Origin of the sequence: Desulforamulus putei DSM 12395 (assembly GCF_900129195.1) — a bacterium.
In the GTDB taxonomy this organism is placed as follows: Bacteria; Bacillota; Desulfotomaculia; order Desulfotomaculales; family Desulfotomaculaceae; genus Desulfotomaculum; species Desulfotomaculum putei.
The window spans coordinates 1-14,908 of the sequence record NZ_FQUY01000037.1 but is presented as its reverse complement, the minus strand read 5'-3'; the positions used below and the strand labels follow the sequence as shown (position 1 = coordinate 14,908).

Annotated in this window: 15 protein-coding genes; all 15 read right to left on the bottom strand. The window is 51.0% G+C overall.

What is annotated here, in order from left to right:
• Positions 1 to 92, bottom strand: a 92-nt coding sequence (locus tag BUB67_RS14960) for a GTP-binding protein (protein ID WP_023878051.1), incomplete at its 3' end; no start/stop codon positions are given.
• Between the two features lie 45 nt (positions 93 to 137).
• Entirely contained in the window at positions 138 to 2,216 is a 2,079-nt protein-coding gene (fusA, locus tag BUB67_RS14955; RefSeq protein WP_073240199.1) for an elongation factor G, read from the bottom strand.
• 12 nt (positions 2,217 to 2,228) lie between these two features.
• Positions 2,229 to 2,699: a 30S ribosomal protein S7 gene (gene rpsG, locus BUB67_RS14950; RefSeq protein ID WP_073240198.1), complete on the bottom strand. Its 471-nt coding sequence runs from the start codon at positions 2,697 to 2,699 to the stop codon at positions 2,229 to 2,231.
• A gap of 57 nt (positions 2,700 to 2,756) precedes the next feature.
• Positions 2,757 to 3,131 (bottom strand): 30S ribosomal protein S12, encoded by a 375-nt coding sequence (gene rpsL, locus BUB67_RS14945; RefSeq protein ID WP_073240197.1) that lies wholly within the window; start codon positions 3,129 to 3,131, stop codon positions 2,757 to 2,759.
• A gap of 122 nt (positions 3,132 to 3,253) precedes the next feature.
• Positions 3,254 to 3,505 carry a ribosomal L7Ae/L30e/S12e/Gadd45 family protein gene (locus tag BUB67_RS14940; protein ID WP_073240196.1) on the bottom strand — a complete coding sequence of 84 codons (252 nt, stop codon included), beginning with the start codon at positions 3,503 to 3,505 and terminating at the stop codon, positions 3,254 to 3,256.
• 90 nt (positions 3,506 to 3,595) lie between these two features.
• A complete protein-coding gene (gene rpoC, locus BUB67_RS14935) occupies positions 3,596 to 7,159 on the bottom strand; it encodes a DNA-directed RNA polymerase subunit beta' (RefSeq protein WP_073240195.1) in 3,564 nt (1,187 codons plus the stop codon).
• 55 nt (positions 7,160 to 7,214) lie between these two features.
• The gene (gene rpoB, locus BUB67_RS14930) at positions 7,215 to 10,652 is read right to left on the bottom strand and encodes a DNA-directed RNA polymerase subunit beta (protein ID WP_464287313.1); all 3,438 of its coding nucleotides are present in this window, start codon (positions 10,650 to 10,652) and stop codon (positions 7,215 to 7,217) included.
• Positions 10,653 to 11,005: 353 nt separating this feature from the next.
• Positions 11,006 to 11,386 (bottom strand): 50S ribosomal protein L7/L12, encoded by a 381-nt coding sequence (rplL, locus tag BUB67_RS14925; RefSeq protein WP_073240193.1) that lies wholly within the window; start codon positions 11,384 to 11,386, stop codon positions 11,006 to 11,008.
• Between the two features lie 56 nt (positions 11,387 to 11,442).
• Positions 11,443 to 11,979 carry a 50S ribosomal protein L10 gene (gene rplJ / locus BUB67_RS14920; RefSeq protein WP_073240192.1) on the bottom strand — a complete coding sequence of 179 codons (537 nt, stop codon included), beginning with the start codon at positions 11,977 to 11,979 and terminating at the stop codon, positions 11,443 to 11,445.
• 191 nt (positions 11,980 to 12,170) lie between these two features.
• Complete coding sequence (gene rplA / locus BUB67_RS14915; protein ID WP_073240191.1) at positions 12,171 to 12,860, bottom strand: 50S ribosomal protein L1; 690 nt, start codon at positions 12,858 to 12,860, stop codon at positions 12,171 to 12,173.
• 52 nt (positions 12,861 to 12,912) lie between these two features.
• Positions 12,913 to 13,341, bottom strand: coding sequence for a 50S ribosomal protein L11 (gene rplK / locus BUB67_RS14910; protein ID WP_073240190.1), 429 nt, complete (start codon positions 13,339 to 13,341; stop codon positions 12,913 to 12,915).
• 30 nt (positions 13,342 to 13,371) lie between these two features.
• Positions 13,372 to 13,899 carry a transcription termination/antitermination protein NusG gene (nusG, locus tag BUB67_RS14905; protein WP_073240189.1) on the bottom strand — a complete coding sequence of 176 codons (528 nt, stop codon included), beginning with the start codon at positions 13,897 to 13,899 and terminating at the stop codon, positions 13,372 to 13,374.
• Between the two features lie 48 nt (positions 13,900 to 13,947).
• Positions 13,948 to 14,301, bottom strand: coding sequence for a preprotein translocase subunit SecE (gene secE / locus BUB67_RS14900; RefSeq protein ID WP_073240188.1), 354 nt, complete (start codon positions 14,299 to 14,301; stop codon positions 13,948 to 13,950).
• Positions 14,302 to 14,409: 108 nt separating this feature from the next.
• Entirely contained in the window at positions 14,410 to 14,559 is a 150-nt protein-coding gene (gene rpmG / locus BUB67_RS14895; RefSeq protein WP_008410834.1) for a 50S ribosomal protein L33, read from the bottom strand.
• A 258-nt stretch (positions 14,560 to 14,817) separates the two neighbouring features.
• Positions 14,818 to 14,908 (bottom strand): EF-Tu C-terminal domain-related protein (locus BUB67_RS14890; protein WP_143157108.1); only part of this gene is annotated, 91 nt, incomplete at its 5' end.

Sequence of the window (14,908 nt, the reverse complement as noted above, 5' to 3'; positions counted from 1 at the left end):
GCAGCGGTCAGAGTGGTTTTACCGTGGTCAACGTGACCGATGGTACCAATGTTTACGTGGGGTTTGGTACGTTCAAATTTAGCCTTAGCCATTTTTATTACTTTCCTCCTTGCTCACACGCGAAAGAATCTTTTGGTTTATCCGTTTCGCTTGGCGATAATACCTTCAGCAATGTTTTTAGGAACTTCTTCATAGTGGTCATGCTGCATGGTGTAAGTGCCGCGCCCCTGGGTCTTGGAACGCAGGTCGGTAGCGTAACCAAACATTTCCGCCAGAGGAACATAGGCGGTCACAACACGCGCATTACCACGTTGACCCATTTCTTCAATACGTCCCCGGCGGCTGTTCAAATCGCCTATCACATCGCCCATGTACTCTTCCGGAACAACCACTTCAACCTTGAAGATGGGCTCCAGCAGCACCGGGTTAGCCTTTTCTGCGCCGTTTTTAAAGGCCATGGAACCGGCAATCTTAAAGGCCATTTCCGAGGAGTCCACTTCGTGGTAAGACCCGTCGTAAATGGTAGCCCTAATATCAACCATGGGATAACCGGCCAGGATACCGTTTTCCATGGCTTCTCTGATACCGGCATCAACGGCTGGGATGTATTCTTTGGGAACGACGCCGCCGACAATTTTATTAACAAACTCGTAACCCGGACCACCCGGCTCCAGAGGTTCCAGTTCGATCCAAACATGGCCGTACTGGCCTTTACCGCCGGATTGCCGTACAAACTTACCTTCCGCCTTAACGGCTTTACGAATGGTTTCTTTGTAGGCCACCTGAGGCCGTCCCACATTGGCCTGCACCTTAAACTCACGCATCAGTCGATCCACAATGATCTCCAGGTGCAGCTCGCCCATGCCGGAAATAATGGTCTGACCGGTTTCTTCGTTGGTGCTTACCTTAAAGGTGGGATCCTCTTCGGAGAGTTTGCTTAAGGCAACACCCATTTTGTCCTGGTCAGCTTTGGTTTTTGGTTCAATGGCCACGGAGATAACCGGATCGGGGAACTCCATGGATTCAAGGATAATGGGATGCTTTTCATCACAGAGGGTATCACCGGTGGTGGTGTCCTTCAGACCTACGGCCGCGGCAATATCTCCGGCAAACACCTGGGGAATTTCTTCCCGGTGGTTGGCGTGCATTTGGAGAATACGACCGATACGTTCTTTTCTGCCTTTCGTGGTGTTGTACACATAGGACCCGGCATTTAATACACCAGAATAGACCCGGAAGTAGGTTAACTTGCCTACGTAGGGGTCGGACATGATCTTAAATGCCAGTGCGGCAAAAGGCTCAGCATCGCTGGAAATTCTCCGGTCCTCAGCGCCGGTTTCGGGATTAATGCCCTGAATGGCCGGCACATCCGTGGGGGCCGGCAGGTAATCCACGATTGCATCCAGCAAAGGCTGAACGCCCTTGTTTTTAAAGGAAGAACCGCACAGTACCGGAGTGATTTTAACAGCCAAGGTGGCTTTACGAATGACCAGTTTAATTTCTTCCTCGGTCAGTTCTTCACCCTCAAGGTACTTCATCATCAGTTCTTCATCGAACTCAGCCACAGCTTCCAGCAGCTTTTCCCGGTACTCAGCAACCAAGTCTACCATATCTGCGGGAATATCGGTTTCTTCACTCTTGGTGCCCAGGTCATCCACATAGATGATGGCCTTGTTGGTTACCAAATCAACAATACCGCGGAACTGGTCTTCGCTGCCAATGGGCAATTGGATTGCTACCGGGTTTGCGCCTAGGCGTTCTCTGATCATGTTAATGCCGTTAAAGAAATCGGCGCCAACGCGGTCCATTTTGTTAATGTAAGCTATTCTGGGCACGCCGTATTTATCGGCCTGCCTCCAGACAGTTTCAGATTGGGGTTCTACCCCACCGACCGAACAGAACACAGCCACAGCACCATCTAACACCCTTAGCGAACGTTCTACCTCTACTGTAAAATCCACGTGCCCGGGTGTGTCTATAATATTGATGCGGTGATTTTTCCACTGGGCGGTGGTAGCAGCAGATGTAATGGTAATCCCTCTCTCCTGCTCCTGTACCATCCAGTCCATGGTGGCTGCGCCATCGTGTACTTCACCAATCTTATGAACTTTCCCGGTGTAGAACAAAATACGCTCTGTGGTAGTGGTTTTTCCGGCATCAATATGGGCCATTATACCAATGTTGCGGGTTCTTTCCAAAGGAAACTGTCGGGCCATAATGATCCTCCCTTACCACCTGTAGTGAGCAAACGCCTTGTTGGCTTCCGCCATTTTATGTGTATCTTCACGCTTTTTAACAGTTGCTCCGACATTGTTTGCTGCATCCATGATTTCAGCAGCCAGTTTTTCAGACATGGATTTACCGGCACGCTTGCGGGTGAACAGCACCAGCCAGCGAATACCCAAGGTTTGACGGCGCTCTGCCCGAACCTCAACAGGCACCTGGTAGTTGGCGCCACCTACGCGGCGGGCTTTTACTTCCAGCACGGGCATCACGTTCTTCATGGCTGCATCAAAAACTTCCAACGGGTTTTTGCCGGTTTTTTCCCGGATCATCTCAAAGGCTTGGTATACGATTCTTTCGGCCAAGCCGCGCTTACCGTTTAACATGACTTGATTGATGAGCTTTGTAACCACCTTGCTGCCATATACGGGATCGGGAAGCACTTCCCGTTTGGGGATTCCACCTCTTCTCGGCACTACTTTTCCCCCCTTTACGCAGTAATCTATTTTATATGAAGTAAAAATTTATAACTCTTATTTTTTAGGACGCTTCGCCCCGTACTTGGAACGGCCGCGGTTGCGGTTTTGCACGCCGGCGGAATCCAGTGCGCCGCGCACGATATGGTAACGCACGCCAGGCAGGTCCTTCACACGGCCGCCACGCACAAGCACCACCGAGTGTTCTTGGAGGTTGTGGCCGATGCCCGGGATGTATGATGTAACCTCAATGCCGTTGGTTAAACGAACACGGGCCACCTTGCGCAGGGCAGAGTTAGGCTTCTTGGGGGTTGTGGTGTAAACCCTGGTACATACACCGCGCTTTTGGGGGCATTCTTTCAGAGCAGGGGCAGTGGATTTGTAAACAACCTGCTCGCGGCCCTTGCGAATCAGCTGGTTAATGGTAGGCATATCTCTCTACACCTCCTCTCGAAGTTCTGCATGATCGACGTTCGAGATTCGAGGTTCGAGGTTCGATTCTAATGAATGGTTGTTTTAGACCGAACTTCGAACTTCGAACCTCGAACTTCGAGTTAATACTCTGTGATAGAAGCAATGGCACAGCCCACTTCAATGCCGCAGGCTCTGCCCAAATCTTTCATGCTTTCTACCTTGACAGTAGGTATGTTTTTAGAAGAACAAATCCGAAGGATGGGATCCACCACGCGGGCCTCGGCGTCAGCGGCCCAGTATACTTGCTTTGCCTGAAGTTTTTCCACGGCCTTTAATGTCTGTTTTGCTCCCACTGTTTTCTTGCGTGCTGACTTTAAAGGCTCTAAAGACATGGTAATCCCACCTCCAGCAATCAAACACTTACATATAATATCATTTACCATAACTCGTGTCAATAATTTGTATTTTTAGTTCCACCAGGGTTATTTTTCTAATGACAGGTCGAAATCCTCAACCTTTTCTTCCGGTATCACATTGTAGTCCCGGTTGCGGTCACCGGCGGGTAGCAGAATGTCAAAATCCTCTTCCCGCTCCTGCTGGTCCCGGGTTGTTACCTCGATATTGCGGTAGCGGGACATTCCTGTGCCGGCAGGCACCAGTTTGCCGATGATGACGTTTTCCTTCAGGCCGAGCAGCGGGTCCGTCTTACCTTTGATGGCTGCTTCGGTAAGCACCCGGGTGGTCTCCTGGAAGGATGCTGCTGACAGGAAGGAATCGGTGGCCAGAGAGGCTTTGGTGATGCCCAGCAGCACCGGTTTGGCAACGGCCGGTTCCTTACCGGCCTCAATAGCCTTGCGGTTCTCCTCCTCAAATTCAAAGACATCAATCAGGCCGCCCGGCAGCAGATCGGTGTCGCCAGCTTCCTCGACCTTCACTTTTCTCAGCATTTGACGGATCATCACTTCGATGTGCTTGTCGTTAATTTCTACACCCTGCAGACGGTATACTCGCTGCACTTCCTGCAACAGGTAGATCTGCACACCGGCAGGGCCTTTGATTTTAAGCAGGTCATGGGGGTTCACGGAACCTTCGGTCAGTTCATCCCCGGCCTCCACCCGCTGGCCTTCTCTTACCTTTAATCTGGCGCCGTAAGGTACAGCGTAGACATTCTTTTCACCGTTGTCCTTGGTGATTTCAATTTCCCGGCGGCCCTTTACTTCCCGGATGGCGACGACACCGTCCTCTTCGGCCACAATGGCCTGGCCTTTGGGCCGGCGGGCTTCAAAGAGTTCCTCAACCCGGGGGAGACCCTGGGTAATATCATCACCGGCTACACCGCCGGTGTGGAAGGTACGCATGGTTAACTGGGTACCCGGTTCGCCGATGGACTGGGCGGCGATAATACCCACCGCTTCACCGATATCAATGGTGCCGCCGGTGGCCAGGTTCTTGCCGTAGCAGTGCTTGCATACGCCATAGCGGGTCTTGCAGGTAATAACAGATCTTATTTTGACTTTTTGAATACCTGCTTCCTCAATCTTTTGTGCTTCGTCTGCCGTAATGAGACCGTGTTGATCCACCTTCTCCTGGGAAATGATTACTTCGCCGGTTTGCGGATGGATCACCGGTTCCATAGGTACCCGGCCTTCCAGGCGTTCCGCCAGTCTTTCGATGATTTCGGTACCGTCCCTGATTTCGCTGACCTCAATCCCCTCGGTGGTGCCGCAGTCCTCTTCCCGTACAATGACGTCCTGGGCCACGTCCACCAGACGTCTGGTTAAGTAACCTGAGTCAGCGGTACGGAGTGCCGTGTCGGCCAGACCTTTGCGGGCGCCGTGGGTGGAAATAAAGTACTCCAAAACCGTCAGCCCTTCACGGAAGTTTGCCTTGATGGGCAGGTCAATAATGCGACCGGAGGGGTCGGCCATCAGGCCCCGCATACCGGCCAGCTGTCGAATTTGCTGGATGTTACCGCGGGCGCCGGAAGTAGCCATCATATAGACGTTATTGAACTTGTCCAAAGTATCCATCAATGCTTTTGTTACCTTATCAGTAGCGTCATTCCAGACCGCAATGACTTTCCGGTAGCGCTCGTCTTCGGTAATCAGACCGCGGCGGAATTGGTTTTCAATTTTATTGACCTGCTCCTCGGCGTTGGCCAGAATTTCCTTCTTGGCCGCGGGAATGGTGATATCGGCAACACCGATGGTAATGCCGGCCCGGGTGGAGAATTTGTAACCCAGGTCCTTGATGCCGTCTAACAACTCCGCAGTATGGGCGTTGCCCAGTTTGCGGTAGCAATCGGCCACAATTTTGCTGAGGGTCTTTTTATCGCAAACCTTATTGATAAAGCCCAGTTCTTCCGGGATGATCTCGTTAAAAATAATTCGGCCGACGGTGGTCTGCAGTCTTTCCCCGTTTTTCCGGCGAACGGTGATTTTGGCATGCAGGGAAACTGCATGGTTATCATAGGCCAGTATGGCTTCATCCTCGTCCTTAAAGATCATACCTTCGCCCTTGGCGCCGTCTTTCTCCATGGTGAGGTAGTAGCACCCCAAAACCATATCCTGGGTAGGACTGGCCACCGGCTTGCCGTCCTTCGGGTTCAGAATGTTATTGGCAGCCAGCATTAAAAGCCTTGCTTCCGCCTGGGCCTCAGCGGACAGGGGCACGTGAACGGCCATCTGGTCACCGTCGAAGTCAGCGTTGTAGGCGGTACAGACCATGGGGTGAATCTTGATGGCCCGGCCCTCCACCAGCACCGGCTCAAAGGCCTGGATGCCCAGGCGGTGCAGGGTCGGGGCACGGTTCAACAGGACAGGATGTTCTTTAATAACCTCTTCCAGGACATCCCATACCTCGGGCCGCACCCTTTCCACCATCCGCTTAGCGCTCTTGATGTTATGGGCATAACCGTCGTTGACCAACTTTTTCATAACAAAGGGTTTGAACAATTCCAGGGCCATTTCCTTGGGCAACCCGCACTGGTGCATCTTTAAGTTGGGCCCCACCACAATCACCGAACGGCCGGAGTAGTCCACCCTCTTACCCAACAGGTTCTGGCGGAATCGACCCTGCTTGCCCTTTAACATGTCGGACAGGGATTTTAACGGACGGTTGCCGGGTCCGGTGACCGGACGCCCGCGGCGACCGTTATCAATCAGTGCATCCACCGCTTCCTGCAGCATTCGCTTTTCGTTGCGCACGATAATGTCCGGGGCTCCCAGATCCAGCAGGCGCTTTAAGCGGTTGTTACGGTTAATGACCCGGCGGTACAGGTCATTGAGGTCGGAGGTGGCAAAACGCCCGCCGTCCAGTTGAACCATGGGCCGCAGTTCCGGGGGAATAACAGGAACCACATCCAGGATCATCCATTCCGGGCGGTTGCCGGACTTTCTGAAGGCCTCCACCACTTCCAGGCGGCGGATGGCACGAATCTTACGCTGGCCGGAAACCTCTTTCAATTCCTGGCGCAGTTCTCTGGCCAGTTCTTCAAGATTGATTTCTTCCAGCAGGGTTTTTATGGCTTCGGCGCCCATGCCAGCTTTAAAGCTGTTGCCGAACTTTTCCTTGTACTCCCTGTACTCGGTTTCTGTCAGCAGCTGCTTCTTCAAAAGCGGTGTATCGCCCGGTTCAATAACGATATAGGAAACAAAGTATAATACCTTTTCCAGCGCCCGGGGGGACATATCCAGCAAAAGTCCCATACGACTGGGAATACCCTTGAAGTACCAGATATGGGATACCGGGGCGGCCAGCTCAATGTGCCCCAATCGCTCACGGCGCACTTTAGAACGGGTTACCTCTACGCCACAGCGGTCACAGACAACCCCTTTGTAGCGAACACGCTTGTATTTGCCGCAATGACATTCCCAGTCCCGGGTGGGACCGAAAATCCGTTCACAAAACAGGCCGTCCCGTTCGGGTTTCAGGGTCCGATAGTTGATGGTTTCCGGTTTTTTGACTTCCCCGCTGGACCATTGACGGATCTTGTCCGGTGAAGCCAAACCGATACGAATACTATCAAAGTTATTTAATTCTAACAAAGGACCTACTCCCCCTTATAGCGGATTTGGGTAGATGGTTTCAATACCGCTTGTTTTAGTCCTCGTCATCCAAACTGAATTCATCTTCGGCCTCTTCGAGGAAGGTCTCGTCGAAATCATCGGTGTCTTCATCGTATTCATCTTCCTCGTCGTTTTCCTGTTTGGGAGTGCCGATGCGTCTTTCCTCCGGCAGGTCAATGCCTAATTCTTTGGCGGTTTCGGTTACGTCCTCTTCAATTTCCTTTATCTCAATTTCCTCTGCATTTTCAGACAGCACCTTGACGTCCAGGCCCAGGGACTGCAGTTCCTTGATCAACACCTTGAAAGACTCCGGTACGCCGGGCTCCGGAACGTTTTCTCCCTTGACAATGGCCTCATAGGTCTTGACGCGGCCCACCACATCGTCGGACTTGACGGTGAGAATTTCCTGCAGGGTATAGGCTGCCCCATAGGCTTCCAGGGCCCAAACTTCCATTTCACCGAAACGCTGGCCGCCAAACTGGGCTTTACCACCCAGGGGCTGCTGGGTGACCAGGGAGTAGGGCCCGGTGGAGCGGGCGTGGATCTTGTCGTCCACCAGGTGATGCAATTTAATCATGTAAATATATCCAACGGTGACACGGTTATCAAAGGGTTCGCCGGTACGCCCGTCATAGAGCACTGTTTTGCCGTCTTCCGGCAGGCCGGCCCGTTTGAGGGATTCCCAGATGTCCTCTTCGGAGGCCCCGTTAAAGACCGGGGTAGCTACATGGAAACCCAGGGTCTTGGCGGCCCAGCCCAAGTGCGTCTCCAGCACCTGCCCGATGTTCATACGGGAAGGCACACCCAGGGGATTCAGCACAATTTCCACCGGTGTACCGTCCGCCATAAAGGGCATGTCTTCTTCCGGCAGGATACGGGCCACAACCCCTTTGTTCCCGTGGCGTCCGGCCATCTTGTCACCCTCGGAGATCTTTCTCTTTTGAGCAATGTAGACGCGGACCAGCTGGTTGACACCCGGCGGCAGTTCATCGCCGTTCTCCCGGGAGAATACTTTAACATCCACAATTTTACCGGCTTCCCCGTGGGGCACCCGCAAGGAGGTATCCCTGACTTCCCGAGCCTTTTCGCCGAAGATGGCCCGCAGCAGGCGTTCTTCCGCGGTCAGTTCGGTCTCACCCTTGGGGGTCACTTTACCCACCAGGATATCGCCGGGCCTGACTTCGGCGCCCACCCGAATGATGCCTCTTTCATCCAGATCCTTTAAGATATCTTCGCCCACGTTGGGAATATCCCGGGTAATTTCTTCAGGACCCAGCTTGGTATCCCTGGCGTCGCATTCATATTCTTCTATGTGAATGGAAGTAAAGAAGTCTTCTTTAACGGCCTTTTCACTGATCAGAATGGCATCCTCGTAGTTGTTGCCCTCCCAGGTCATGAAAGCCACCAGAACGTTGCGTCCCAGGGCCAGTTCACCCTTGTCGGTGGCAGGCCCGTCGGCGATAATTTGTCCCGCTTCCACCCTGTCGCCCTTGGCAACGATGGGCTTCTGGTTTATGCAGGTGCCCTGGTTGGAACGGGTAAATTTCAGCAGTTTATACTTTTCGTTTTGTCCTTCGTCGGTACGAATAACAATTTCGTTGGCGGTGACCCTGACCACTTCGCCGCCGTTTTGGGCTACCACCACCACGCCGGAGTCCTTGGCTGCCCTGTGTTCAATACCGGTGCCCACCACAGGAGCCTGGCATTTCAGCAGGGGTACGGCCTGACGCTGCATGTTGGCGCCCATCAGGGCCCGGTTGGCGTCGTCGTGTTCCAGGAAGGGGATTAAGGATGTGGCCACTGAGAAGACCTGCTTGGGTGACACGTCCATATAGTCAACCCGGTCAGTGGGAACCAGCAGAGTATCGTGGCCCCGGCGGGCATTGACCCGCTCTTCCACAAAGTACCCATTCTCATCTAAGGGTGCGTTGGCCTGGGCGATAATATGTCCTTCTTCCTCGTCGGCAGTGAGGTAGACAATCTCATCGGTAACCCGCTTGTTTTCCTTATCCACCTTGCGATAGGGCGTCTCGATAAAACCGAAGCTGTTAATGCGTGCATAGGTGGACAGGGAACCGATCAGACCGATGTTGGGACCTTCCGGCGTCTCAATGGGGCACATGCGGCCGTAGTGCGAATGGTGCACGTCACGCACTTCAAAACCTGCACGCTCCCGGGACAGGCCGCCGGGGCCCAAGGCCGAAAGCCGTCTTTTATGGGTTAATTCCGCCAGCGGGTTGGTTTGGTCCATAAATTGGGACAGCTGGCTGGAACCAAAGAATTCTTTAATGGCGGCAACCACCGGGCGAATATTAATAAGAACCTGGGGTGTGATAACATCCACATCCTGAATGGTCATCCTTTCCCGGACGACCCGTTCCATCCGGGACAAACCGATACGGAACTGGTTCTGCAGCAGCTCGCCCACGGAACGAAGTCTTCTGTTACCCAGGTGGTCAATATCGTCAACGCTTCCTTCCCCCTTCATCAGCCCGAGAAGGTACCGGAAGGTGGCAATGATATCCTCTTTGGTCAATTCCCGTATAAACTCGCGTTCCACAGGAACTTCTTTATTCAAATAGCGGTCCCATTCCTTGGGGCCGTCTTCGCCTTTGGGATAGCGGTAGAGAACACCGTGCTTCAGTTTCTTTTGCAGTTTATAGCGTCCTACGTGAGCCAGGTCATACCGCTTGGGGTCAAAGAATAAAGTATTTAATAAGGAGCGGGCACTTTCTACCGTAGGCGGTTCACCCGGCCGCAACCGCTTGTAGATTTCCACCAGGGCTTCTTCCTCGGAATCGGTGTTATCCCGGGTTAAGGTTTCCTGAACAAATTTATCATTGTCAAACAGCTCAAGAATCATGGCATTGGAGCCATAGCCCAAAGCCCGGATCAACACAGTTGCCGGGATTTTACGGGTGCGGTCAATGCGAACGAAGATGTGGTCATTGACATCAGTCTCAAACTCCAACCAGGCCCCACGGTTCGGAATCACGGTGGATGTGAACAGTCTTTTGCCGCTGGAATCAATTTGGTCTGCAAAGTAAACACCGGGTGACCGAACCAACTGGCTTACGATAACACGCTCGGCGCCGTTGATGATAAAGGTGCCTTTGTTGGTCATCAGCGGGAAGTCTCCCATAAAGACTTCCTGTTCCTTTACTTCCCCGGTTTCTTTGTTAATCAGGCGGACTTTAACTCGCAAGGGAGCAGCATAGGTTACGTCGCGTTCCTTGCACTCTTCCACCGAGTACTTGGGTTCTCCCAGAGTGTAGTCCAGGAATTCCAATACCAGATTGCCTGTAAAGTCCTGGATGGGAGAGATGTCATGGAACACTTCCCGCAGGCCCTCCTGCAGGAACCATTCGTAAGAGTTTCGCTGAACTTCAATCAGGTTGGGTAAATCCAGCACTTCACGAAGTTTGCCGTAGTTCCACCTCACCCTGCTTCCTACTTGTTCCGGGTAAGCCATCGAACGCATCACACCCCTTAAATAATTACATAAATACGTAACACTTAAAATTACAGACAACGAAAAGCAAGGTCTTGCCCTTTTCAACAATCCCTCGCTTTCAAACATTATAATGCCTTATCCACTTTATTTTGGCCATTTATGCAAAAAATTATGCACAATTTTTGCCACCTAACCAAGTTTATTTAGCGTTATCTATAGAATGACATTTTGTAATGTTAGCATAAGTACTAAGATTTGTCAAGGTGTTTTTTCTCCCGGCATGTCGTTTTACAGAAATTTATTATGGTTCATAACAAAAAAGCCGCCATGTTTTGGGCGGCTTTTTTGTTATGAAGATAAATTTTAGTTTATTACTTAATTTCAACAGTGGCGCCGGCTTCGGTGAGCTTGGCCTTGATAGCTTCAGCATCTTCTTTGGTGGTTTTCTCTTTGATAGGCTTGGGAGCGCCGTCAACCAGGTCTTTGGCTTCTTTCAGACCCAGGCCGGTGATTTCACGAACAACTTTAATAACGTTGATCTTCTTGTCGCCGGCGTTAGCCAGGATAACATCAAATTCGGTTTTTTCTTCTTCAGCAGGGGCAGCAGCGGCACCGGCTACAGGAGCCGCTGCAACAGCTACGGGAGCGGCAGCGGATACGCCAAATTCTTCTTCAAAAGCTTTAACCAGTTCAGCCAGTTCCAGTACGGTTAGGCCTTTCACGATTTCTAATACTTCAGCTACTTTAGACATAGTAATTCTGTACCTCCTCAAGGTTTATAAAATAATGGTTTAAGCTGCGGAACAAATTAAGAAGCTTGACCCTCTTTTTGCTGGCGAACCTGATCCAGAACGTAAACCAGATTGCGCAGGTTGGCTGCCAGAACACTGGCAAAGCCGTACAGGGGAGCCTGCATGCCACCCAGAACCTTGGCCAGCAGAACTTCTCTGGAAGGCAGATCTGCCAAGGCTTTGACGCCGTTGGCATCAATCACTTTTCCTTCCAAAATACCGGCTTTGATATCAACACCTTGTTTAACTTCCTTGGCAAATTCCGAAAGGATTTTGGCAGGAGCCACAGGGTCCTGAATACCAAAGGTGAAAACGGTAGGGCCTTCTAAGTACCGGTCCAGTCCCTCAACACCGATTTCTTTGGCGGCAATGCGGGCGATGGTGTTCTTGGCCACCTTCATTTCACTGCCGGCTTTACGCAGGCGGGACCGCAGGTCAGTGATTTTGGCTACGGAAATACCACGAAAATCTGCCAAAATGGTGACCTGGGATTGGGACATTTTTTCTTTTATTTCTTCCAGCATGACTGCTTTTTGGGCTTTTGTGGTCGGCAAGAGCTACACCTCCTTCCGCTGGAATAAAAACAAATACGGGGAATCCGCCAAGACAGGCAGAATTCCCCGCAATCTTTGTAAACTTGCAGTGATTCACCCGGTCTCGGCTGGTGGCTTATGCCATTAAGTCAAAGAACACCAACTGTCTACGACTGGAGCTATTCAGTTGTAGATAACCGGGAATGCGGCAGCTAGATCTTGTTGGGATTAATTCTAATCCCGGGACCCATGGTAGAAGACACTGTAATGCTCTTCATGTACTGCCCTTTGGCGGTAGCAGGCTTCACGCGGATCAGGGTGTCAGCCAGCGTTTTAAAGTTTTCAGCCAGTTTTTGAGTATCAAAGGAGACTTTTCCAATGGGAGCATGAACAATCCCCACTTTATCGGTACGGTAGGTAATCTTACCACCCTTGGCGTCTCTTACGGCAGCTCCTACCTCAAAGGTCACAGTGCCGGTTTTGGGGTTGGGCATTAAGCCACGGGGACCCAGGATACGGCCCAGTTTGCCAACCATCCCCATCATGTCCGGGGTGGCAATGGCTACATCAAAGCCAAGCCAACCGCCTTGAATCTTTTCAACCAGTTCTTCAGCGCCTACAAAATCAGCGCCTGCAGCTTCAGCTTCCTTTGCCTTTTCTCCTTTGGCAAAGACCAGAACCGTCTTGGATTTACCGGTTCCGTGGGGCAGTACCACTGCACCTCTCAGTTGTTGATCTGCGTGACGGGGATCCACTCCGAGACGGAAAGCCACTTCAACGGTTTCGTCAAATTTGGCCGGAGCGGTCTTCTTGACCAGTTCCATAGCTTCAAGAGGCTCATAAAGAGTATTTCTGTCATACTGCTTTCTGGCTTCCTGAAGCTTTTTCCCTTCTTTGGGCATGTTTTTCCCTCCTTTGTGGTACTAGCGGACTACATCCTCCCACCGGATGAAGTTATCCTTCTACAATTTCAATGCCCATGCTGCGGGCAGTTCCTTCGATCATACGCATGGCAGCTTCTACGCTGGCAGCGTTGAGATCAGGCATTTTTAACTCGGCAATTTCTCTAACTTTGGAACGGGGAACTTTGCCCACCTTCTTCTTGTTAGGCTCGCCGGAAGCGGTCTCAATACCCAGGGCCTTCTTCAGCAATACTGCTGCAGGAGGCGTTTTAGTAACAAAGGTAAAGGACCGGTCTTCATATACGGTAATTTCAACCGGAATAATCAAGCCAGCTTGCGCAGCAGTGGCTTCATTATACTGTTTAACAAAAGCCATGATGTTAACCCCGTGTTGACCCAAGGCGGGACCCACCGGGGGCGCCGGGGTGGCTTTACCGGCCGGAATTTGCAGTTTGATAATGGCAGCTACCTTTTTGGCCATATCCAGTCCACCTCCTTACAACCTACAAGCTTAAAGCATTTTTTCAATTTGGGAAAAATCAAGTTCGATGGGAGTTTCACGTCCAAACATGGATACCATAACTTTAACTTTACCCTTTTCCAGGTAAATTTCTTCTATCACACCAACAAAGTTCTCAAAGGGACCGTCGGTAACCTTGACATTTTCACCAACGTTAACATCGATCCTGGTTTTCGGTTCTTCCAAACCCATTTGCTTAATGATGGCCCTTGCCTCTTCCTGACTTAACGGAATGGGTTTTGAGCCCGAGCCAACAAAACCGGTAACCCCCGGTGTGTTGCGTACCACATACCAGGAATCATCGGTCATAATCATTTCCACCAGAACGTAGCCCGGGAAAACCTTTTTCTTTGAGACCTTTTTTTTGCCATTTTTGATTTCTACTTCATCTTCCATGGGCACAAGAATACGAAAGATTTTATCTTCCATATTCATTGATTCAATTCGCTTCTCCAAGTTGGCTTTTACCTTATTCTCATACCCGGAATAAGTATGCACAACATACCATTGTGTACTCATCAGCAGAAGGAACCCTTTATGGCGGGTTCCCCACCTCCTCGTTTACAATTAGGAAATGATGCCTTTAACGCCCAAGCTGAGAAGCGAATCTACGACCCAGATGACAACAGCCAGCACGGCGACAGAAGTCAGCACCACCGCAGTATAAGTGACGATTTCTTTGCGGGTGGGCCAGTGGACTTTTTTCAACTCGTTCTGAACGCCACGCAGATATTTGCTTACGCTACCGACACGATCGGAAAAGGACGCCCTAGGCGCCTTAACGGGTTCTTTTTTGGCCACAGCCTTAGCAGCATCCTTGGGGGCCGCATCCTTTTTATTCTCGGCCCCGCTGGTCTCTTTGGTTGCCGCTATTTCCCTGGCAGCGCTTGCCCTTTTAAGTGTCTTCTTTTGCACAGCCATCGAAAAACGCCACATCCTTAACTTTTTTGTTTTTACCAGTAGTGCCTCGAATAAAACCCCATACGGAATGCGGCCTGTTATTGTAACGCTTGGGGTTGGGCGGCTCAACTATCTGGTTTCTTTGTGAACTGTGTGGGTATGACACCACTTGCAATATTTTTTCAGTTCGATCCGGTTGGGATCGTTCTTTTTATTCTTGGTAGTGGTGTAGTTGCGCCGTTTGCATTCGGTGCAAGCCAGAGTTACGCCTACTCGCACTGTTGCCACCTCCCTAAAACGAAAAAAGACTTGGGCACAGATGTCTAGTAATATACCTTAACAAATTTATCATATGTATTGTTGGATGTCAATACTTATCCTGTGGCAACAACCCATATTCGTATTTTCTCTCTTTAATTGGTTTTATATACCAGTTTTGGGTTGTTAGTTTAGCATATTTCAAAAGCAAAGAGTAGTTTAAAAGGGAGTGAGCCAACCCACTCCCTTTAAATCAATGCTGGTTTTAAAGCCCCAAATTTATTCGCGGATAGCGGTTACAACACCGGCGCCAACGGTACGGCCGCCTTCACGGATAGCAAAACGCAATCCTTCTTCGATGGCGATGGGG